We start from the raw sequence: 21,316 nt of genomic DNA, 5'->3' as shown, positions 1-21,316 counted from the left end.
CCGCTCTGATCCTCAGATTGCGACACGTGCAGGGGAGCGGGACGCACATGGTCGAGGAATTATTCGTTCAATTACATAATCTACTAGTAGGTGGGCGAGTGCGGGTCGCGTCCTCAGACGTGGCACGGCGGACTACGGGCCTACCGGGCAGCAGGTACCTGTGAGTAGGCTGAGTCCGTTATTCTCTGTGTTACTCCCGGCTCCTGTAAGGTTCGTTATGTTAGATACCGTCTCGACCCGCCGTTCCCGCATCGCCCTCATTGACGACCACGCGGTCCTGGGTGTCGGGGTAGCCACCATGCTGGCCCCCGTCACGGACCTGCGCTTCCTGGGCACCTACCCGAACCTGCAGGCCATGGTGGTGGACCTGGGGCACGAGGGCGCGCCCGACGTGGTGCTCCTGGACCTGCTCCTGGACGACCGCTCCGACCCGGCCGCCAACGTCACCGCGCTCCAGGCCCTGAACTGCGCCGTCGTCGTCTACACCTCCGGGGACGACGTCTACCTCATGCGCCGGGCCTGCGAAGCCGGGGTCCTGGGCATTGTCCGCAAGTCCGAGGACCCCCAGGTCCTGATTGACACGATCCGTGCCGCGGCCCACGGGGAGCTGACCCCCTCCCTGGAGTGGGCCAGCATCCTGGACTCCGACACGGCCTTCGTCCTGGGGTCCCTGTCCGAGCTGGAGCGGCAGATCCTGGCGCTGTACGCCTCCGGGGCCCAGGCGGACTACGTCGCCCGCCGCGTGGGCCGCAGCGTGAACACCGTTAACAAGCGCATTAACGCCATCCGTCAGCGGTTCATGGACGTGGGCCTGCCCGCCGCCAGCAGGGTGGACCTCCTGCGCCGGGCCCAGGACGCCGGGCTGATCCCCACCATCCTGCCCATAGACCAGCAGCAACCATGACGGCTCGTCTCACCGGAGAGCTCACGGCGGCCGCCACCGTGGTGCTGACGGCGGCGATCAGCGCCGTGGGGGTGGTCTGCCCGGTTCTCTCCCTGGTCCGCTACCCGCAGGTGCTCGGCGCCCAGACCTGGGCCACCCTGGCGGCCGTGGTTCCGGTCCTCCTCTCGCCCCTGGTGCCCCTGGTCGTCCTGCTGGTGGGGGTCGGTACCACCAGGTACCGTCCAGGTGGCCTGGCCAGCGGTATCGAGACCCTCGCCGGGTGGGCACGCACCACCTCCTGGCTCTACGTCCTGACCTACCTGGCCGGCAGCCTCAGCCTCGTCGCCACCTTCGCGGTAGACCCCCGCACCCGCGCCGCGCTGGGCTCCGCACCGGTCCTGCCGGTCCTGCCGGTTCTGCCCGCCTCCTACCTGGCGGTGGTCGTGTGGCGCCACCCATGGCGCCTGGCCGCCGGGATCGGCGCCATTAGCGTCCTCCAGGTGGTCGTGCGCTCCGTGGTGGGAGGGGAGGGCCTGACCGAGGTGCTGCTGGCCACCAGCTACGACGTCGTCCTGACCGTGACCTGCTCCTACCCGGTCACCTGCCTCCTGGCGCGCGCCCAGTGCGTGGACCAGGAGGACGCCTCGCGCTACGCCAGCCAGGCCCGCACCCTGGTGGCCGCCAGCCGCCTGGAGGGCCAGGAGAGGGCCCGGCGCCTCACCCACGACCACGTCCTGGCCGCCCTCCTGGCGGTCCTGCCCTCCCGCGGCCTGGACGCCGACCAGGTCCACCAGCAGGCGCACCACGCCCTGGACGCCCTGGACCCCTCGCCCGACGCCGGCCCGCCACGGGACCTGGACCACCTCACGGGCCTCCTGGCCGCCTGGTGCCGGGCCCACACCACCCCCGCCTGCACCTGGCAGGTCGACGCCGGTCCCACCCGGCGGTCGGCTGGAGCGGGGGATGTTGGAGCAGGGGAGGCCGGAGCGGGGGAGGCCGCGGTGGGGGAGGCCGGAGCGGGTCCAGGGGCCCGGCCCCTGCCCCCGCAGGTCCTGGCCGCCCTGCGTGAGGCGGTCCTGGAGGCCCTGCGCAATGTGGAGTGCCACGCCCGGGGCCGGGACGCCGGACGCCGGGTCCGCGTGCTGCTCACCGTGCGCCAGGTCCGTGACGGCGTCCGCGTGGTGGTGCGTGACGACGGCGTCGGCTTTGACCCCGCCGACGCCCCGCAGGTGCACCTGGGGCTGCGGCTGTCGGTGCGTGAGCGCATGGACGCCCTGCCCGGGGGATGGGTCCAGGTGGACACCGCCCCCGGCAGGGGCACACGGGTCTTCCTGGGGTGGGCCCCGCCCCGCCCCGGGTACCTGCCCGCCGCCCCGGAGCCCCGTCGGTGCCCGCCCCACGACGGGCTCGCCGTGTCCTGGGGCGGCTGGGCAACCCGCCTCCTCACGGCGGCCGTGTCCCTCGGCGCCTGGGTGCACGCGGCCTACTGGGGGGCGCGGTCGGGGGAATGGGGCCTGCTGGCCGGGTGCTGCTCCGCCGCTGCTCTCACCGTGGCCAGCCTGTGCGTGGCCGGTCCCCTGGCAGGTAGCCCGGGGTGCTGGCGGATACGGGCGGCGGCGGCCTGCGTGGCGCTGGCACCGGCCTTCTTCCTGGCGTCCTGGGTCCCGGCCCCTGTCATGGGGCAGGACGGCTGGCCGTACAGCTACGCGGTGGCCGTGATCAACCTCCTCATCCTGCGGGACCGCTCCCGCTGGGCGTGGCTGGCCCTGGCCGGCACGGCCGCCACGACCCTGGGCGTGGGGCTTGTCCGGCAGCTGCCCGCCGTGCCCCTGCTCGTGTCCCTGGCCTACCAGCTCTACGACACCACGGTGCTCTCCGGGGTCATCGCCCTGGTGCGCCGGGTGGAGGCCGCTGAGGGCGAGGCGCGCCACCTGGCCCGGCTGGCAGGACTGGAGCAGGAGGCCACCGTGGCCCGCCTGGAGGAGGAGCGGCGCCTGCTGGGACGGGTGCGTGACATATCCCACCCGGTGCTCCGGCGCCTGCGCGACGCCCCGGTACCCCTGGAGGACTCCCTGGGTGCGCAGGTGTCCCGGGTGGAGGCCGAGCTGCGCGACCTGGTGCGGGTGCCGCGCCTGACCGCCCTGCCGGACCTGGTGGAGGCCGTGCGCCGGGCCCGCGAGCGCGGGGTGCGGGTGACCCAGATCGACGACGCCGGGCGCGCCGCCCCCACCCCGGCGACCGTGCCCGGGACTGGTGGGGTGGTGCCCGGGGCTGGTGGGTCGGGTCCCGGCGCTGGCGGGACGGTGTCCGGGGCTGGCGGGATGGCTCCCGGCGTCGTCGGGCCGGATCCCGGCGCCGTCGGGCCGCGGACCTGCCCGCCCGTCCCCGCGGGGCTCGTGCCCGCCGCCGTGCGGGTCCTGGATGCCGCCCAGAGCGGCGACGACGTCCTCATACGCCTGAGCCCGCCGCACGGCGCCTGCGCGGCCGTCATCCGCAGGCGGGGCCACGAGGAGCTGGTGGAGGTCCCGTGGTGAGGGCGCTCCTGACGCTCCTGGGAGGGGTCTGCCGGGGGCGTCGGGGGTCCCGGACGGACCAGGACCGAGGTGACGGCGGGGAGTTGGCCGGCGCCCTGAGGGCCCGGCGCGTCGTGGTGGCCGAGCAGTGGACGCCCGGCAGGACACCATCCTGGGAGCAGGGCGTGCGCACCACCCTCGTGCTGGCCGTCTGCGGCCTGGGACTGCTGGCCGAGGTGCTCGACGCGCGCTCCAACCGGGCCCAGGTGGCCCAGGCCCCGCCCTGGCTCGCGACGCTCCTGATCGCCTTCCTGGCCTCGCCGCTCCTGCCCGTGGCGCTCACGCTGTGGGGGGTGCGCTCTCGGTGGGACGCCGTACGACGCCGCCGCTACCAGACGGCCGCGACCTGGGGCATGTACGTGCTCACGCTGGTGGTCAACGGCGTCATCGTGGCCTACCACCACCTCAACCCGCACCTGGCGCTGACCCCGCAGATGGAGGGCGGTCACCTGGCCAGCACCGCGTACCTGGCCGGGCTGGTGGGGATGCTGTGCATCTGCCTGCCCCTGCCCCGGGCGTACTGGACGTTCGCGCCCCTGACGACGCTCATGCTCCTGGTGCGCTGGTACGCGGGCGGGGAGCCCCTGAGGGTCGTCGTCCTGGACACCACCTTCGGCACGCTCCTGTGCCTGGTCTACTTCCCCTTCCTGTCCCGGTTCCTGGAGCAGGGGGAGCGCCTGGACGCCGCGGTCCGGGCCACCCAGGCCACCCTGGAGGCCGGAGCCGCCTCGGCCTCACGTGTCCGGGCTGGCCGGGTGGTGGCCAGCATGGTCCACGACCGGGTCATTGCCGCCCTGGTCACCGCCAGCCGGGTCCGGGGCGCCTCCGACGAGGAGGTACGCCACCAGGCCCGTCAGGCCCTGGAGGTCATGCTTCCCACCGCCCAGGACGCGCCGGGCGCCGACCCCGGGCGGCACGACCTGGCTGACCTGGAGGCCGCGCTGCGCCAGGTCGTCCAGGACCAGGTGGGCGGGCGCTGCCGGACGGTGGTCCGCGCCGAGCTCCTCGACCCCCGTATGGCGCTGCCCGCCCCGGCCTGGGAGGCCCTGCTGCTGGCGGCCCAGGAGGCCGTGCGCAATGTGCGCCGCCACGCGGTGTCGGCTGCCGGGCCGGGGGGCGTACCCGGTGGCGGCAGGGAGGTGGGCGCCCCGGGAGGCGGGCCGCCCGGTGGGGGAGTCACCGGGGGCAGGGGGTCCAGTGAGGTCACCGAGATAGGCGGGCCGCCCGGTGGGGGAGTCACCCTGAGCGTGACCCTCAGGGGCCAGGTTGCGGGCGTGGTCATTGAGGTCGTCGACGACGGCCCCGGGTTCAGCCTGTCCCGGCTCAGCCCCGAGCGCATGGGGCTGCGCGGCTCGGTCCTGGCCCGCATGGAGTCTCTCGAGGGCGGCGGGGCCAGGGTCGAGTCCGAGCCCGGCCAGGGCACCCGCGTCATTCTGACCTGGGAGCCGAGCGGGGGCGGGGCGACGCCGCCTCCCAGACCGGGGCTCCTGACGCAGGCGCACCGCTACCTGCACAGCCCCAGGGGGCGGGGCGTCGGCCTCCTCCTGGTGGCCACCATGTGGCTGCACGGGCTCATGCAGCCCAGCACCCACGCCGTGGGGCTGGTCCTGGTGGCGCTGGTGGTCCAGAGCGCGGCGGTCGTGCTCCTGATACGCGGGCCCGCGGGTCCCTGGGGAGGTTGGGTCCACGTGCTCGCACCGTGCGCGGCGGCGCTCGCGGCCGTGATCGTGGGGTCGGGGCTGCCCCCGGGGGCCCTGGCCATCTCCTCGGCGGGGTGGGCGGTGCCCTTTACCGCGCTGGCCTGCGTGGCCCCGCTCATGCACAGGCGCGACGTCCTGGCGTTCCTGACGCTGGCGGCCTCGGGCGCGGGCCTGTGGGTGGGGGCGCACGCGGTCGGTGTGGACCACCTGGTGGTGCTCAGGTTCCTGCCCTACCCGCTGGTCCAGGCCCTCAACGTGTGGCTGGCGGGCGTCGCGCTGAGGTGGATGAGGCGCCGTCTGTCCCGTGAGCAGGCCAGGGCGCAGGCGGCCTGTGTCCGGCAGGCGGCCCAGGAGGAGGCGGTACGGGTCCAGGAGGACTTCCTCAGGGAGGTCAGGGGCCGCTCCCTGAAGGTGATCGGCCAGCTGGCGCTGCGGGGCGCGATCCCTGAGCTCGTGGAGCAGGCCGGGTGGGTCGAGGCCGACCTGCGTGACCTCATCCGGGCCCCGCGGCTGGCGGCCGACGCCGAGCTGACCACCCTGGTGCGTCAGGCGCGTCGGGCGGGGGTCGTGGTGGTGCAGCTCGACGACTCAGGGGTGCCGGTGGCGGTGGCCCCTGCGGACGGAGGCCGCCGGGGAGAGGAGGGGCCGCTCACCGCCGCCACCGGCCAGCTCGACACCACCCCCTCCGGCGCCCGGGGGGAGGGGCCGCGCCTCGCCGGGCGGCAGGATACGGCCCTCGGCTCCGTACCCCGGGGAGGGGAGGGGCCCGCGCCCGTCACGAATGGCGATCTGCCGGGGCATCCCTTAGATCCTGGGCCCGGGGCGGGTAGTGAGGCCGGGCCCAGGGCTGCCGGGGCCGGGGCCCAGGACGCCGGGGCCGCGAGCGGGGTGGGCCTGGTGGACAGGGCAGGTAGCGGGCCTCATCGACCCGGCAGCGCGGAGGAACCCGGAGAGGCGGGGCCAGCTGTACCCGGGGCGGGTGGTGAGGCCGGGCCCGGGGCGCAGGAGCCTGCTGGGACGGCAGGGCCGAGTCGGGCGACGGCGTCGGGCCTGCCGCCCGGGCTGGTGGATGCGGTGCGCGCCGTCCTCCGGGAGGCCGACGGCGGGGACCAGCTGGTCGTCCGCCTCACCCCGCCCCACGCCCCGTCCCAGGCCACCATCCAGCTCCGACGTGCCGGGCGGGTGCTGCGCCTGGAGGAGATCTGAGCAGCCCCTGCTGGCAGTGGGGCCGCAGGTGGGGCGGCTCGGTAGCACCGGGCCCGGTGCCTTGCGCCCGGGTACCCGAGGGCCTCTGGTGCACGGTCGCCCTGGCCCGGCGCGACCCTGACTTGCGTCCGGGTACCTCGGGGCCTCCGGCGTCGGGTGCCGGGCGGTCCTGGCGCCTCCTGTCAACCCCGGTACAGGAACTGACCCCTAGGAATGTCACGAAGGGCGCCAGTGAGGTCTCCCGTCGTGGACGACGATCACGATTGGCGTCACATAAAATGACATAAAATCATCTATGATGGTCAAGTAGAGGGTGGATCCATTATAAGGTCTGGCTATTGAAATATTCAAAAATATAATAGTTTGAGCCTCGCAAGGTTTTTCGTGGCAATTACTTGTACTTTGTGAGGCTGGCTGTCGGCGGGCCCTGAGCGTAGACTTCCACTGCTGTCCTGCCCGCAGAGGCGTTCCCCGGCTTTGACGGTCGGCAGACGCCATGATTTTCAGTCCCTGGACCCACGGAGATACTTTTCTATGAGCATGGATATTTTCTTGGTGCTGGAGCTGTCCGGTACGGTAACCCCGTGGCCGCATTCTTCCCGGCGTTCCGTCGGTGCATGTGAGTGATATTATTTGAAGATTTACAAGGACTACCCTCTTAGTACTTGTGTCCCCGATTAGGAAGGTAAGGTCAGCGGTGAGTCGGATATTCAACTTTCTCTCGATTCTGGGCGGAGCCGATCCTGACGTCCTTAAGCATGCGCGATCCGAACGGAACACTTTTATCGGGCTGGGTCTGGTCATGCTCGGCACCGCGTTCGTGGCCGCACTGTCCATGATGTTCGCCCTCCGCAACGCGGTCCTCGTCGTAGTCGACCCTCAGACGGGAGCGGCAGCGGCAAACCAACCGGGCAGCCGTCTGGCGGCGTCCATCGTCCTGGGCCTCTTGTGGGGCGCCCTGATTCTCGTCCTGGACAGGGCGCTCATTAAGACGATGCAGGGTATCGCGGGATGGTGGCGGGCAACGAAGTACGCGTTTCCAAGGTTCATTCTGGCGGTCTTCATAGGTGTGGTGGTGTCGACGCCCATTACGTTGCAGATCTTTCACAGTGAGGTCAGCGCCGAGGTTAAGGCGTATCAGGACGACCTGATCCGTGATAGCAGGGAGGCGGCCGAGAACGGCTCCACCAAGACGGACCTGGAAGCAGTCGATCAGGAGATCGACGCACAGCAGAAGATCGTCAATGAAGGCCCCGCCGGTCTGACGTCGCCGGAGCTGGAGCAGGCGAAGACGGAGTACGCGGCCGCCGAAGCCAAGCTAAAAAGTGCCAAGGATGCGCGTGAGCAGGCTCATGAAGTCTATATATGCGAGCAGAACGGTCAGAGTTGCGGTGGTCGCGCAAGTGGGATCCCCGGTAATGGCCCTGCTGCTGAAGCAAGAAAAGCTGAATACGAGCAAGCCAATAAGAATGTTGTGAACGCGGAGACGGAAAAGCAGAAGGCTCAGGATAACCTGACTGCGGCTCAGGACGCAGTCAGGGAGGCCAACAAGGAGAAGACCGAGCAGGCCGTGCGCGAGGCGAACATAGCGCTCTGCGGCTCCCAGAAGGACAGTCAGGGTAAGGCGGTCAAGGACGACAAGGGGCATGAGGTAAAGGATCCCGGCTGTCAAGGTGGGCTGATCGCAAAGCGCGACAGGTTCAGTGCCCAGCTGGAGGCGGAGAAGAACGGCGACCTCATCCGGAACAGCTCCGGACTGCTCTTCCAGATCATTGCGCTCCACCGTCTCGGCTCGAAAGGCTGGACGCCGTGGCTGTCACATCTCTTCGTCGCAGGTCTGTTCATCTCGATTGAGCTGCTGCCTGTCATCATTAAGGTGTTCATTGCCGCAAAGGGTGTCACCCAGTACGACAGGATCGCCCGAAAGCTCCAGGACGATGAGTATGACCGGGTTGAGACGACCACCGACCGCGACCAGGAGCAGCGTAACCGGGAGACTCGTCGGGAGAAGGCCATCCGTGATGACATGCTCGACCGGGAGATCGAGCTGGGAAGGACCGCCAACGCGCACGTCGCCAAGGAGATGGAGGAGATTCTGAAGCGTGCGCTGTCTGAGTGGAGCTCGCAGGTGAAGAATGCTGCTGCTGCCAGCCCCGCTCAGCCTGGGGGCAACCGTCCCTCGACTGCACGTAGTACCTCAAACGGCCTTCCGGACGGGAGTAAGATATGAGACAGACAGACGTTCCTCCTCAGGTCCCGGGGAGCGTGAGCGGTGAGATGGATGAGCGTATAGTCGGCGTAGTAGTGGTAGCCTGTTCCGAGGGTGTCAGGAGCAAGGTCTCACGGGCCTTCCTTAACGCAGACTACTCCCTGTCTGTCGACCCGGTCCTCTCGGAGGCCCTCGTTCTCGTCGGACCACAGGGTCTAAGGACCTCCCTGCGGCACAGGGGAACCAGTGCCTTCGGCTCGACTGACGCAGAGCGTATTCGCAAGTCATTTGAGTCCGGGCTGTTGAAGAGCGACCTCGACCAGTTCACTCGCGTGGTCCTGGGTGTCATCGTGGTCGATCACGGGCAGAACCTGGAAACCATTATGATGGGTCTGCGAAGCGCTCCGCAGCTGACTGGCATCCGCATGCAGGTGCGTGGCATTAGCCTCACACCGATCTCCGGGGAGCCGATTAAAGGGGTAACCGCCCTGGGCCCTGACCAGGGCCTTGACCCCCTCATTCTGAGGGTCTGCGAGGAGATCATTGAGTCCTCGCAGTCGTCCACAAGGATGTCGGTACCAGCGCTCGAGCTCGGCAAGGTCTTCAGCTCAGTCAAGATAGGTTCTCGTGTCGCGGACGAGGTGGAGCCAGCACGCATGATGGACCAGGAGGAGTCCGCCGCGCACGCGAACCAGGTGGCTATAGCGTCCTCCGTTAGCGCCCAGGAGCACCGTCCTGCTCTCCTGCAGCCCTCTCCCCAGGATCCTTACATGGCCCCAGGAGGCCTTCCTCTGCGACTGACTTACCTGGTCATCGCTAATGGCGTGGAGTCAAAGCCAAAAAAAATACATAACAGGATTGTCGAGCTGGTCGTAGACCTCGACCGCGGACTGACTCCCCACCATAATACGTTTGCGAGCAAGACACGGCTCGTGGCCGCTGGCCAAGGGGAGTCGCGAAGGCCCATTATGCGAGATACCGGAAGCATTGACAAGGCCAGCATCTGGAAGCCCAGCTCTGATTTCCTGGACATGACCAGGGTAATGCGCGAGCTGCTGCAGCTAGTTACTGAGGACATTGAGTCCTGCCAACGGCGCGGGCAGAAGCTTAGCAAGCCCCTGGTCCTGTTTGTCCTACCAGATGCAGCCATGTCGGGAGAGCGTTGCCTGAAACTGTACCGTAGTCTCAAGGAACGTGCCGACATCGGCTGGCTGATCACGGACAAGGACGCCCCTGGACCGAATGCGGAGGTAGACGGACAGCGGGTCGTGACCGACAAGTTTGATGTCGTCAACGAGCTGCTGTACAAGGTAGGGTATCCGCAGGAGTTCCCCGTCGCCCCGTCAGTTCAGGAGGAACCGTCACGCAGTATTCTGAGAAGAGGTCTCGCAAAGGTATTCAGACGTACCGCACCGTCGGACCAGGACACCCACTAACAAGTATCACACCCCCGCACCTCAGCACACAGTACATAAGGAGAAGAGAATCATGACTGAAGTTTCCGAGGTCCCAGAGTCGTCGTTCAAGGAGCAACTGGTCATGCCCTTCTACATCATCTGCGACGCCTCCGCCTCCATGAGCGCCGACCTGCCGGATCTGCAGGCTAACCTGGAGGAGCTGGTGACGTCTATCAGCAGCGATCCGGTTGTTGAGGACACGACAATGATCAGCATTATCGCGTTCGGAACCGAGGCGAAGACGCTGGTCCCGCTCACCCCTGCGGGAGACATTGTTACGGTGCCGACTCTGAGCATTATGGGGGGCACCTCGTACTCCAGTGCGTTCAAGGAGTTTAGCAGGCGATTCCCTGAGGACTTCAAGCGCCTCAGGGCCGAAGGGTCAAAAGTGTATCGTCCGTGCGTGTTCTTCCTCACAGATGGAGAGCCGACCGACCCCGGGGAATGGGAGAGCACGTTCCAGGATCTGATCGCCTGGGACCCTAAGACCGGGACAGGTAACAAGCGTTACCCGTACATTGTGTCGTACGGGTTCAGGGACGCTACTGAGCAGATTATGAAGAAGATCGCGTACCCCAATTTCGGAAGAAAGCTGGGGGCGTGGTTCATGGCCCGGACAAACAATGTGCGCGCGCTGCTTGAGTCAATGATCGGTACGATCGGGAAGACGATTATCAGCTCAAGCTACTCGATCGGGCAGGGTGAGCCTGAGCTCATGATCCAGGCGCAGCCCAGCTCTGAGTTCCGGTCCGGAAACCCTGATATTCTTGAATGATAAAGGTGGGATAGTGTGATCGCTATCGGTCCGCCAGGGAGAGCGGCGAATGAGATCGGAGGCGGAGTCCCTCCTGCTGAGCCGTGGCCGCCTGACATTGCGGCCTCAGAGTATGAAGTCGGTCCTTTTACCGTGCGGGCCGGTTCTGTTCGCGGCATCCTGCACCGGCACCCGCGTAATAGTGAGCCCAGGCAGGACGCGTACGGGTTGATGTATGACCAGAGGACTAGGACCCTCATTGTAGTGGTCTGTGACGGGGTGGGTGAGTTCAAGTACTCCCACGAGGCCGCGGCGCACGTGTGCCGTGAGCTCCCCTGGTATTACCTGAAGTCCGGTAGCTGGAACAGTGCGTTCTTCGAGGCCAACAACTCCCTCATGCGTCTGGTAGAGTCGTGGCCAGGCTCAACTGGACGCGATAACGACCTCATGGCCACCACGGTCGTGGCTGCTGCCGTCAGCGCAGGTGATAGTGGGATCTCTGGTGAGATCGCCTGGGTGGGAGACTCCCAGGCCTGGGTGCTGGATGATGAATCGGTGTGGCATCTGGTCGCGCCGGTAAGGTCGGATCAGCCCGACACGGAGGTGGTAGCTGGGCGCACCAGGGCGCTACCGTCGGGCTGTTTGAGTGTGCATACCATATCCTGGCCACCAGGAGGTCGCCGAGTTTTCCTCATGTCTGACGGCGTGGGTACTCCCCTGGAGATGAGCGCGGAGGTACAGAAAACTCTTGCGGAGTGGTGGGGATCCCCGCCGGATCCGTACACGTTCGTTCAACAGGTAGGATTCGCCCGACAGTCTTTTATGGACGACAGAACCGCGGTCGGAATATGGATTGACCTACCCGACGCTCCAGAAGACGAGAACAGTGAAGGTAACGTAGCTGGCTACTCGGGTCTTGTGCTTCGCGACAGTAGTAGTGACCAGGAGGACGTCGCGGCATCGGTGGTGGTGTCGTATACAGATCTCGGGGTTGTCGGGTTTACCTCTGATGATGATCTCGGGGAGGTTTTCCGTACCGGGTTCAGGCTTCCTGGGTACCGTGGTCCTCTTGTCTATAAGGAGCTTAGGTCATCTCTGTCCCAGGAGGAGTACTCCCGAGCTATTGGCGGTATGCGTCAGGCGGTGCGGCTCCGTGACTTCATGTCGGATGAGGACCGTTCTTCTCTGGATGAGGTGACCGTGTGGCCCCTGGCCCTGGTAGAGAAAGACGGCGTAGTCAGCGGGTGCCTTATGCCGATGATCCGCCCTGAGCTCTCTATTGAACTGCACCCGCCCGCCACGGGCAGGACGGTCTCGAGGAATCGTGACCTGGCCTGGCTGTGTATGGGGGCGCGGACGGCCATACGTGCTGGGTTCTCGCAGGAGGAGATTGACGAGTTCAGTGGTCTCCTGGTCCGTATGAGGATCCTGGTCTGGCTGGTGCACTCCGTTGCCCTGCTGCACAGTCACGGGGCGGTCTACGGTGATATCAACCTGAGGAGTGCGGTGTTCTGCCTGGGTGAGCATCCTCGTTCTGTTCTCACTAGTTGTGACAGGGTCGCTAGGCTGGATGATATGTCGAGGCGTCAGGCGAACTCCCCGTTCTTCCTGGCTCCTGAGTGCGAGGAGCCGGGGCGTAGCCCGTTTTCCCGGGGGAGGGCGCACTTCCAGGACACCCGTACCGACGTCTACAAGCTCGGGCTGTGCGTGGTCCGGTGCCTCTCCCGGGGGCACGGTGCTACACAGCTTAAGTCAGCGGACCACCTGACCGGCCTGCTGAGCCCGGAGTGCCTCGATGCCATTAAGGCCTCGCTTAGCCAGGACCCGGACCAGCGCCCCACGGCCAAACATCTCTACCAGGCCCTGAACAATTTTGTTCAGTTTAGGACAGAGTATGACTCGGCGTGCACACGTTCGCCTAATTGTTCCAATGTGCGCAATGATCAGAGCCAGAAACCAAAGCTGGGTGAAGTAGGTAGCTGCGGTGGAGAGGATAATGGTTGCAAAAACTGATCTAGGATCTCTTGCGTCTATTGCCAGTGGTGGTTTCGGGGAGGTTTTCCGTACCGGGTTCAGGCTTCCCGGGTACCGTGGTGCTCTTGCCTACAAGGAGCTTAAGTCCTCCTTGTCTCAGGATAAGTACTCTCGGGCTGTGGAGGCTATGCGTCAGGCGGTGCAGCTGCGTGACTCCATGTCGGATGGGGACCGTTCTGACCTGGATGAGGTGACCGTGTGGCCCCTGGCCCTGGTGGAGGAGGGCGGCGTAGTCCGCGGGTGCCTTATGCCGCTGATCCGCCCTGAGTTCTTTGCCGAGCTGCACCCGCCAGCCACAGGCAAGAAGGACTCAAGGACTCGCGAGCTGGGCTGGTTACCTGCGAGACCAGCTGCACTTCAGGGGGCAGGCTTCTCGCAGGATCAGATTGACGAGTTCAGTGACCTCCTGGTCCGTATGAGAATCATGGTCTGGCTGGTGTACTCCGTCGCCCTGATGCACAAGTACGGGGTGGTCTACGGTGATATGAGCTTGAAGAACGCGGTGTTCTGTCTGGGTGAGTATCCTCGTTCTGTCCTCATGGACTGTGACGGAGTCGCTAGACTGGATGATGCATCGAGGCGCCAGGCGAACTCCCCGTCATTCCTGGCTCCTGAGTGCGAGGAGCCGGGGCGTAACCCGTTCGCCCGGGGGAGGGCGCACTTCCAGGACACCCGTACCGACGTCTACAAGCTCGGGCTGTGCGTGGTCCGGTGCCTTTCCCGAGGGCGGGGTGCTATGCAGCGTAAGTCAGCGGACCACCTAGCTGGCCAGCTGAGCCCGGAGTGCCTCGACGTCATTAAGGCCTCGCTCAGCCAGGACCCGGACCAGCGCCCCACAGCCAAACAGCTCTACCAGGCCCTGAATGATTTTATTGTTCCCGTTATTCATGAGTTCCGCGTTCTTGACTCGGTAGTGCCGCGGGACGGGGGCACCATGCTGGTCTGGAACGTGTCTAACGCTACCAAGGCCTTTATCCATGGCCCCAATGGGTCAGTCGTCCCGGTGGACCCGCTCCAGGGACAGCACCCTGTGCAGGTACACGACCCGACTGTGTTCACGCTGGAGATATGCAGAGGCAGTCAGACGGTCCAGCAGGACTCCGATCTCGTCCGAGTTTTCGACGTCCCTAAGTTCGACATTGAAAGCAGTAAGCACTACAGGTCGCTGAGCGCTTCACTTAATACTCCCCGTCTCCCGCCGGTAGATATCTCTCCGATCCTGGAGTCGTTTCCGAGGCGACCTGCCGTAGGAATAGGGGGAGACTCTGCGCCAGAAATCATGCTGCCGTCGATAGAGGACTTTGTCCGACGACTGGACAGGGCGAGCACGGGGTCGTACGAGGCGATAGTGAGTCAGGTCATGCGGTCGTGCCGCTTCCCTGACCTTGAGCGTCAGGCTGGATCTATTAGCCAGCTGATTGCTGACCTCCCTGCCGCGAGCGAGGAGGCCAGGCAGACGATTGAAGGTGCCCAGGAGGGCCTGCGCAGGTCTCTTGAGCAGGGTATCGCCGGTAGCCTCGACCAGGCTGTCGACGATATCTCCAGGCACGTGACGGCCAAGTACAGTGCGGCTAAGCCATGAGATCATTACGTGCCAGATTGCGGACAGTGCCTCGAGTGAGGACGCTGGTCGTAGATCCCTGGAATAAGCTCCTCGTGTGGACGAGGACAGGTCTTGGCGGGGTCGTAGGCAGGTTCCTGGCGCTGTCGTCCGCGGCCCGTCGCGCGGCACCCGCACGAATGGGGACACACGTAGGCGTCGTCATGCGCAAGATACGCACTTGCGCAGAGTCCCAAGCCAGGACCGTGAGGCGTCTCCACCTGAAAGGCGTCACCGGTACCACGAGCTCGTTCCTCGCACATGCATTCACTAGGCTCGTGTCAGTGAGGACGCGACTGCTCTTGCGGCTCAGAGCAGCGGCCTCAGGCGCAGCCGAACTCGCTCGCTCTGCACCTAATACTATGCTGTGTGCGTCCTCGGTGTCCGCACTGATGGTCTTCTGGGCGGCATCACGTTTTTACGGCCACGCGGTCTTCGGAATCCTCTCCGCCATGACCGAGGCCAGCATCCTGCTGGCTCTAGGAAATCTCTCAACCACGACGATGACGGTCCCCGGAAAGGCGGGTCGACGTGCTGACACCTCACTGCTCTCACGATTTTGCGCGGTGTTCCTCCTGGCCGCGACGATCTCCGGCCCGGTGGTCCTGATGTTCCTGCATGCGAGTTTCTCAGGACTTCCGGCTGGTATGATGTACTCGTCTCACGTCTGGATCGCCGTCCCGGTCGTAGGAGGCGTGAGCCTGTTTCTGACGTTGTGCATGTCATCCCCGTTCCTGGTTGCCGCAATGGTCTTCCTGAGAGGGGACGATGCCAGGGGGAGGAAGATGGTCTCGGACAGGGAGCTGCACCTACTCGCGGCCTTGTCCTGGGTGTTCTACGGAGGGATTGCGTTGATAGTTTCAGGAGCATTGTAGGTGGTGAAAATGATCGACAAGCCGGAACCGTGAAACTATGTTTCCAGGCTATGTTGTGCATCCTGGTCTAAGCGTCGTCTTGAGTATTGAATTAGTGTTTGCGCAGGAATCTTAAAGTCTTGCTGGCAGAAGGAGTGACATGTCCTCAACAATAACGCTTCGTGATGCCGACCGCATCCTTCCCCTGTATCTGATCTGTGACACCTCGCTGACGATGAGCGTCTCTAGAAACGGAGGGAGGCGGCCTATCGACGTGCTCAACGAGTCTATTGACAACATCTTTCAGGTGATCGATGGTCGCCCGCTCACGACAATCGACATCCATGTGAGTGTCATCTCCTTCAACACGAGGGCGTCGCTCAGCCGTGAAATGGCTGCCACCGACTCGGGGACGACCATGCTCCCGCTGACATCGTCAGGGGTTACCAATCTTGCTCCCGCACTGGAGCTCTTCAAGTCACGCCTCGTTATCGACAAGAAGAACAGGGGCCCTCGCGGCGCGTACAGGCCCGTGGCGTTCATTATGACTGACGGGGTCCCTACGGACTACCCGGAGCAGTGGGTCCCCATTGTCAAGTCCCTGGGGGAGATGCCTTTTCCTCCGCGCCTCATCCCCTGCGCGCTGGGTAAGTCGGTGCCAAATGTGTTCGCGCAGCTGACCGCCGCGTACGGAACTAATGTCGGCGCCCTTACCCACGAGATCCTCAGTGACGGGAAGGACGTGGCCGAGCGAATCGCCTCGTTGTTTGAGAAGATCTCCAGGACCCTTGACGCGGCTCAGGCTCCGACCACGCAGGAGGAGATGGACGCCACCGTCGTCGCGGCACTGACTGAAGACCGCAACAAGGCAGAGTTCTCGTTCTTTAGGAGTCTCTATGGTAACTATTCCTAGCTTCTGGCGGCGGCTGCGGAACCCTGACGCCGGCACCCCGGGCGCCGCCAGCTCACAGAACGGCCTGGAACCGGTAGCAGGCCATGGTGCCCCGGCCTCCGGAGCGTCCCAGAACGACTGGCCGTCTACGGACGCCTACCCCGGTGTGCCTGCGACTCCGGTAGCCACGCAGCAACCCGCTCTTCCGCTCCACCGCCCCACGGCTCCTGCGTCTACGGCCGCAGGTGACCCTCTTGTCCCGGCTACCACGTCATGCGGCCCAGTGGTTCCCGCGCCTGTGGCGCCGGTGGACGTGGGAGGCCGCTTCTCCACGCTCCCGGGAAGCATGACCTCCACCCTCATGGACGGCCCAGGGGTTGCCCTTGACGCCGGGTCAACCGTGGGGGGTCTGATTGAGGTGCGCGCGGCCTCCCTGGTAGGCGACAGCCACGTCAACACAGGCTCTCGCCGGCAGGACGCCTACGCCCTTCGTATTAGCAGGGAGCGGCGTGTAGTGAACGCGGTCGTCTGTGACGGCGTCGGCTCGCGCTCCCGCAGCAACGAGGGTGCTGCGGTACTGGCGACCACGGTCGCACGGTGCGCGGCCCAAGGTGATCCTGATCCCGTGCAGCAGGGTACCGCCCAGTTGCTAGACATGGCTCAGGCGGCGGGCGTGGCACCTGCGGAGTACTCCACCACAATGATCTGGGTACAGGTGGAGGTCGGGGAACCAGGAGAGCCGTGGGGAGCCAGTCTCGTACACTACGGCGACGGCGACGTCCGATTCCTTGGACGCGATGGACTGTGGAGGCCCGTAGATAACCGTCCCGCCGCCTCAGAGACAAGTGCGACATCCTTCGCGTTGCCGCTGGCGAGGTATCCCGCCCGTACGACTCGTTTCGCCTGGGAACCCGACCAGCTCCTTGTCCTGGCGACAGACGGCCTGTCTGTCCACCTGGACTCCCAGACCAAGGTCGGGTACTTCCTGGCTGACGCGTGGCAGACCCCACCAGACCGTTGGACCTTCCTCAGCCAGGTCGCTTTCCGTACCGTCGGTGCCGGCGACGACCGGACTGCCGTCGCCCTGTGGCGTACCGACTCGGACTCCTTACCGCCTGGCGGGGGCCGCCCACTGCGACAGCCAGAGGTGGCGTAACGGCCCCGATACTTCAATAAGTACTCGACCCCGTGCTCGCACACAGTACTTGGACGCCCTGGAGGTTCCTGCTACATGGTGGACTACTATATCGGTGACTATGACCGCATTAACGAGATGGCGCGGACGGTCCGGCTGTACAATGATAACTCGCCCCTTGTCGCCGCCGACCCGGTCGAGCGCAGCAAGATCATAGACGGGGTGGACACGTCTGACAGGAGAGAGGGTGGTCAGGCCTACTTCCTGTACCTGAAGCACCACAGTCGGACGTTTGGTGTCAAGATGTTTAAGAACGACACCACCAGTCCTGCGGATCGCGTCAGGAGGGCTAAGTGCATAAGATCGGCCCTGGAGGTGCTGAGCCGAATGGAGTACAGGAGCACGCGGACCCTCCTGCTGTTCAACCTGCTCAACGTCCCGATGCAGTACGTCAACGACCCTGACGGGGGCCTGGCCGGGCTGATCGTCCCTATTCTGCCCGACTCCTGCCACATCGAGGTCGAGCGCATGGGGAGGCGAAGCTCCCGGGACGTGCTGATTGGCAATATTGTCTCCGACAGGCACCTTATCCCCTCTCGTACAGGCAGTGCCAACGACCCCCTGCCACCGAACGCGAAGTGGTCGTTCCTCTCCTCGCTCTGCGAGGCCATCTCGTTCCTGCACGAGCTCGGGCTCATCCACGCGGACATCTCGTCAAATAATGTCTTCGTGCGGTGGGCTGAGTCTGACGACCCTAAGGCGTACGTCATTGACGCTTTTAACGGATTCAGTACCGCAGGAGGTAACAGGGAGCTCAAGGGCATGAGGTCGGACGTGTTCTGCCCGCAGTCCTTTCGCCTGGGCGAGTACACGCCCGCGACAGACGTCTACTGCCTGGCCTGGTGGATTGTCCATATTGCGGTCACGGCTGACCCGATCGGCGCGAAGCTGCCGCGGCCGAGTATGCGTGACGCCGCCGAGGAGGCCGATGTACTCTATCTACGGCACAGGTACGTGGTCGAAGGTCTTGACCTCGGGCGCAAGAACCTCTCCAAGGATCTCCTGTCGGTCCTCAAGGAGGCGCTCCAGGAGCCGCCCGCGAGCCGTCCTTCCTCCCGCGAGCTTGCTAATGTTGTTACCGAGCACTGGTTGACCTGCAGGGGGGCGTAATACCTGGAGGCCTGCCCGGATCCGGAACGTCAGCGTGGAGGTATGTGCTCCCGGGCCCGGTGCCTTGCGCCCGGGGCCTCCTGGGGTGCCCTGGCCCGGCGCGACCCTGACTTGCGTCCGGGTACCCCGGGGCCTCCGCGGCGTCTGGCGGTCCCAGCGCCTCCTGTCAACCCCGGTACAGGAACTGACCCCCGCGGACACGGGAGGTGGCGTGGAGCGGGCGCCGCAGGACGGGCGGCAGGACACGAGGGCCGGACCGGACGACGTAGGCCCATCATGTGATACGCACTTAAAAAGTGCCAAGCGCAACCAAAGAGATCGTTAGGTGTCGTTTATAAAATCGTCATCTGAGTTCGTCCGAGATAGTCGGAAGGCAGGTTTTGGGCGTGTTGCTGGGTTGACATGACCGGGATCCTAGGCCTAACCTAGTCCCCGCTGCTTTGACCCGCTTGAGCGTCTTGCCTGGTTACGCAGTTTCCCACCCACTCCCTGAAACCACTGTGGAGACGCACTATGAGTGTCGATCGTGACCTGTCCCTGGAGGCGCGCGACCCTCGGACGAGCGCGGACCGCCTCGGGGAGCTGGTCGACCAGGAGCCCGCCCTGTGGAAGGACATCTTCCTCAACCCCTCCTGCCCCGAGGACCTGCGCTCCTACGTCCTGAGCCGGCTGGGGGAGGCGGACCAGAGGAGGTGGAAGGCGGAGCTGGCCGAGCGGACCCGCCCGCGCAACCCACCTCGACCTGCCGCACCGGACCCCGCACCGACTATGACCGCACCGACTGTGGCCGTGCCGCGGGGCTCCGTGCTGAGGGAGCCCCCGCGTCGGCCGGTCGCGGGCGCGCAGAGGAGGCCCTCGCGCACCGGCCCCACCGTGTTCAAGGCGGTTGCGATCGTGTTCGCGGTCCTCCTGCTGTGGCGTTGCGCGGCCGCTGTCATGAAGGACGACACCGGCCACCGGTCCCGGTCGGTCAGCAGCGTCTCGGCCAGCCCGACACCCGTCAAGGTCAGCCCGGCGCCAGCGGGCGCGGGCAGCGCCACGCTCATTGAGGCGCCCTCACATAATATATCGTGCAGGCTCAGCGGCTCCGACGTCACCTGCTCCATCCACGAGAGGTACTACGCCGAGTCCGGCCAGCAGGACTGCTCCGATGAGTACTTCTCCATCAGCGTCTACAAGAGCACGGAGCTCGCCTGCGGGCAGCCGATCTCGAGCAGCGGCACCGTCCTGGAGTACGGGGAGTCGACGGCCAACGACGACTTCGCCTGCACCTCCGCCACCGACGGAATGACCTGCTGGAACCAGTACACGGGGTCAGGGTTCAAGATCGCCCGGGCCGGGTACTCGACATGGTAGGAGGCACACAGTGAACGACTTTCACTTCAGCGGGGTCCCCAACGCCTTCGGCTCCGGCCGCGACCCCCAGGAGCAGGAGCCCACCAGGAGCAGGAGGAGACGGGGCCGGAAGGCCTCCGCCGTACCCGGGTTCGGCTCGGGCAGCTCAGGGTCCTCGGGCGCCCCGCAGGCGTCGGGCGGCTCGGGGTTCGGCTCGGGCGCCCAGGGCTCCGGGCCCTCTGGCGCCCGGGGCTCCGCGGGCTTTGGCTCCGGGTCCTCGGGCAGCCCAGGTGCCTGGGGCTCTGCGGGCTTTGGCTCAGGCGCCCCTGGCTCGGGCGCCTCGGGGTCCTCAGGGTTCTCAGGATCCTCAGGATCCTCAGGCGCCCCTGGCTTTGGGGCCGCCTCCCCCGGCACCCCGGCTCCCGTCTCCCCCAGCGGCCTCACTGCCTCCTCCCGGACCTCCCGCGCCTCCCGTACCAGCGGCCAGGCGGCTGACGACGCCGGCTCGCCGGTGCGCTCCTCGCGCACCACGCGCCCCGCCGTCGTCCTGTGCGTCCTGGGACTAGTGGGAATCGCCTGGGGCTCCTACCACTTCCTGGCCTCGATCGACGTCTTCGGGGTGGTGTTCTCCGGGGCCTCCCTTATCCACCTCACCGACGTCCTCCTCGCCACCCTGTCCGCGTTGCTTGTCTTCCTCGCCCTCCTGCTGAGCGTCCGGGGGATGGTCGTCAGCCGTCCCAGGCGGGTGCCCGCCGTCGTCTTCGCCGCCGCGCTGCTGCTGCCCCTGCCCGTGGCGGTGGGCTCGCTGATCCTGGGGGCCGAGGCCCTCAAGGACAACGTCGTGGACGACGCCTGGAACTACGTGGGCCAGGTCTCCCCACAGGACGTCGATACCGTCTACGATCAGCTCGAGGGCTACGGCATCAGGATCCCGGGCCGTGAGGAGGTCCACAGGATCCTCACCACGATGACTTCCTGACACCCCTCCCAGGAACTAGCCCGTCCCCGGTTCCCCTAGATGTGAAGGTCTGACGCATGAGCAACCCGTCCCAGCAGCCCGCGGCCGGTGCGTGGCAGAGTCTCCCCGGCACCCGGGCGCCCGCACCCGACGGCCTCCCGGAGGAGAGCACCAGGGAGGTCCCCGTGGTCCCGGCCCCGAGCTTCACCCGGCCACCCTCCCCCCTGGGCGGGACGACGGCGTCGGACGCGATCACCGTGGTCTCCCCGCCGGTCGTCATCCTCTACGGCTCCCTGGCCGCGAGCCTGGCCGGCATCGCCCTGGCGGCGCTGGGCGCGGGCCTGGTCCTGGGCGTGCTCAGCTGGTCGCTGTCCGCCCTGGTGGGGCTGGGGCTGGCCGTCCTCTTCCTGCTCAGGGACTCGGCCCGCCAGACCCTCCCCTTCTACGCGCGCACCCGGGCCACCGCGCACCTGTACCGCGCCAGCGTCGCCGTGGCGCTCCTGGGCATCACAGCCGCCGCCGTCCGTATCGCCTTTATCGCCGGAAGGATGTGACA

At 66.0% G+C, this 21,316-nt stretch carries 14 protein-coding genes; all 14 read left to right on the top strand.

Annotated elements, in window-relative coordinates:
• Positions 1-217 precede the first annotated feature (217 nt).
• Positions 218-904: a response regulator transcription factor gene (locus tag JJJ15_RS04615; RefSeq protein WP_200511590.1), complete on the top strand. Its 687-nt coding sequence runs from the start codon at positions 218-220 to the stop codon at positions 902-904.
• Complete coding sequence (locus JJJ15_RS04610) at positions 901-3,417, top strand: ATP-binding protein (RefSeq protein ID WP_200511589.1); 2,517 nt, start codon at positions 901-903, stop codon at positions 3,415-3,417. Before JJJ15_RS04615 ends, JJJ15_RS04610 begins: the two co-directional genes overlap by 4 nt.
• The gene (locus JJJ15_RS13405; RefSeq protein WP_210338797.1) at positions 3,411-6,362 is read left to right on the top strand and encodes a hypothetical protein; all 2,952 of its coding nucleotides are present in this window, start codon (positions 3,411-3,413) and stop codon (positions 6,360-6,362) included. Before JJJ15_RS04610 ends, JJJ15_RS13405 begins: the two co-directional genes overlap by 7 nt.
• Positions 6,363-7,029: 667 nt before the next feature.
• Positions 7,030-8,592 (top strand): DUF4407 domain-containing protein, encoded by a 1,563-nt coding sequence (locus JJJ15_RS04600; protein WP_106109672.1) that lies wholly within the window; start codon positions 7,030-7,032, stop codon positions 8,590-8,592.
• On the top strand, positions 8,589-10,007 hold the full coding sequence (locus tag JJJ15_RS04595) for a hypothetical protein (RefSeq protein ID WP_200511588.1): 1,419 nt from the start codon (positions 8,589-8,591) through the stop codon (positions 10,005-10,007). Before JJJ15_RS04600 ends, JJJ15_RS04595 begins: the two co-directional genes overlap by 4 nt.
• 52 nt (positions 10,008-10,059) lie before the next feature.
• Positions 10,060-10,803, top strand: coding sequence for a VWA domain-containing protein (locus JJJ15_RS04590; RefSeq protein WP_106109670.1), 744 nt, complete (start codon positions 10,060-10,062; stop codon positions 10,801-10,803).
• 15 nt (positions 10,804-10,818) lie between these two features.
• Positions 10,819-12,795, top strand: coding sequence for a protein phosphatase 2C domain-containing protein (locus JJJ15_RS04585; RefSeq protein WP_200511587.1), 1,977 nt, complete (start codon positions 10,819-10,821; stop codon positions 12,793-12,795).
• On the top strand, positions 12,767-14,398 hold the full coding sequence (locus JJJ15_RS04580; RefSeq protein WP_129591507.1) for a hypothetical protein: 1,632 nt from the start codon (positions 12,767-12,769) through the stop codon (positions 14,396-14,398). Before JJJ15_RS04585 ends, JJJ15_RS04580 begins: the two co-directional genes overlap by 29 nt.
• Before the next feature lie 470 nt (positions 14,399-14,868).
• Complete coding sequence (locus JJJ15_RS04575; protein WP_200511586.1) at positions 14,869-15,291, top strand: hypothetical protein; 423 nt, start codon at positions 14,869-14,871, stop codon at positions 15,289-15,291.
• Between the two features lie 139 nt (positions 15,292-15,430).
• Complete coding sequence (locus tag JJJ15_RS04570) at positions 15,431-16,183, top strand: hypothetical protein (protein ID WP_200511585.1); 753 nt, start codon at positions 15,431-15,433, stop codon at positions 16,181-16,183.
• Positions 16,184-17,393: 1,210 nt separating this feature from the next.
• The gene (locus tag JJJ15_RS04560; RefSeq protein ID WP_200511583.1) at positions 17,394-18,467 is read left to right on the top strand and encodes a hypothetical protein; all 1,074 of its coding nucleotides are present in this window, start codon (positions 17,394-17,396) and stop codon (positions 18,465-18,467) included.
• 513 nt (positions 18,468-18,980) lie between these two features.
• On the top strand, positions 18,981-19,823 hold the full coding sequence (locus JJJ15_RS04555; protein ID WP_200511582.1) for a hypothetical protein: 843 nt from the start codon (positions 18,981-18,983) through the stop codon (positions 19,821-19,823).
• Positions 19,824-19,833: 10 nt separating this feature from the next.
• Entirely contained in the window at positions 19,834-20,781 is a 948-nt protein-coding gene (locus tag JJJ15_RS04550; protein WP_200511581.1) for a hypothetical protein, read from the top strand.
• Between the two features lie 56 nt (positions 20,782-20,837).
• On the top strand, positions 20,838-21,314 hold the full coding sequence (locus tag JJJ15_RS04545; protein ID WP_200511580.1) for a hypothetical protein: 477 nt from the start codon (positions 20,838-20,840) through the stop codon (positions 21,312-21,314).
• Positions 21,315-21,316: the final 2 nt, after the last annotated feature.

The organism is Actinomyces sp. HMT897 (assembly GCF_016626125.1).
Taxonomy (GTDB): Bacteria; Actinomycetota; Actinomycetes; order Actinomycetales; family Actinomycetaceae; genus Actinomyces.
Note: the sequence above shows the minus strand (reverse complement) of the source record. Positions and strands in the feature narration are given on the sequence as shown.

Coding starts and splice junctions, on each gene's coding strand:
- JJJ15_RS04615 (WP_200511590.1), top strand. CDS start 218: ATGTTAGATACCGTCTCGACCCGCCGTTCCCGCATCGCCCTCATTGAC.
- JJJ15_RS04610 (WP_200511589.1), top strand. CDS start 901: ATGACGGCTCGTCTCACCGGAGAGCTCACGGCGGCCGCCACCGTGGTG.
- JJJ15_RS04595 (WP_200511588.1), top strand. CDS start 8,589: ATGAGACAGACAGACGTTCCTCCTCAGGTCCCGGGGAGCGTGAGCGGT.
- JJJ15_RS04590 (WP_106109670.1), top strand. CDS start 10,060: ATGACTGAAGTTTCCGAGGTCCCAGAGTCGTCGTTCAAGGAGCAACTG.
- JJJ15_RS04575 (WP_200511586.1), top strand. CDS start 14,869: ATGACCGAGGCCAGCATCCTGCTGGCTCTAGGAAATCTCTCAACCACG.
- JJJ15_RS04570 (WP_200511585.1), top strand. CDS start 15,431: ATGTCCTCAACAATAACGCTTCGTGATGCCGACCGCATCCTTCCCCTG.
- JJJ15_RS04560 (WP_200511583.1), top strand. CDS start 17,394: ATGGTGGACTACTATATCGGTGACTATGACCGCATTAACGAGATGGCG.
- JJJ15_RS04555 (WP_200511582.1), top strand. CDS start 18,981: ATGAGTGTCGATCGTGACCTGTCCCTGGAGGCGCGCGACCCTCGGACG.
- JJJ15_RS04545 (WP_200511580.1), top strand. CDS start 20,838: ATGAGCAACCCGTCCCAGCAGCCCGCGGCCGGTGCGTGGCAGAGTCTC.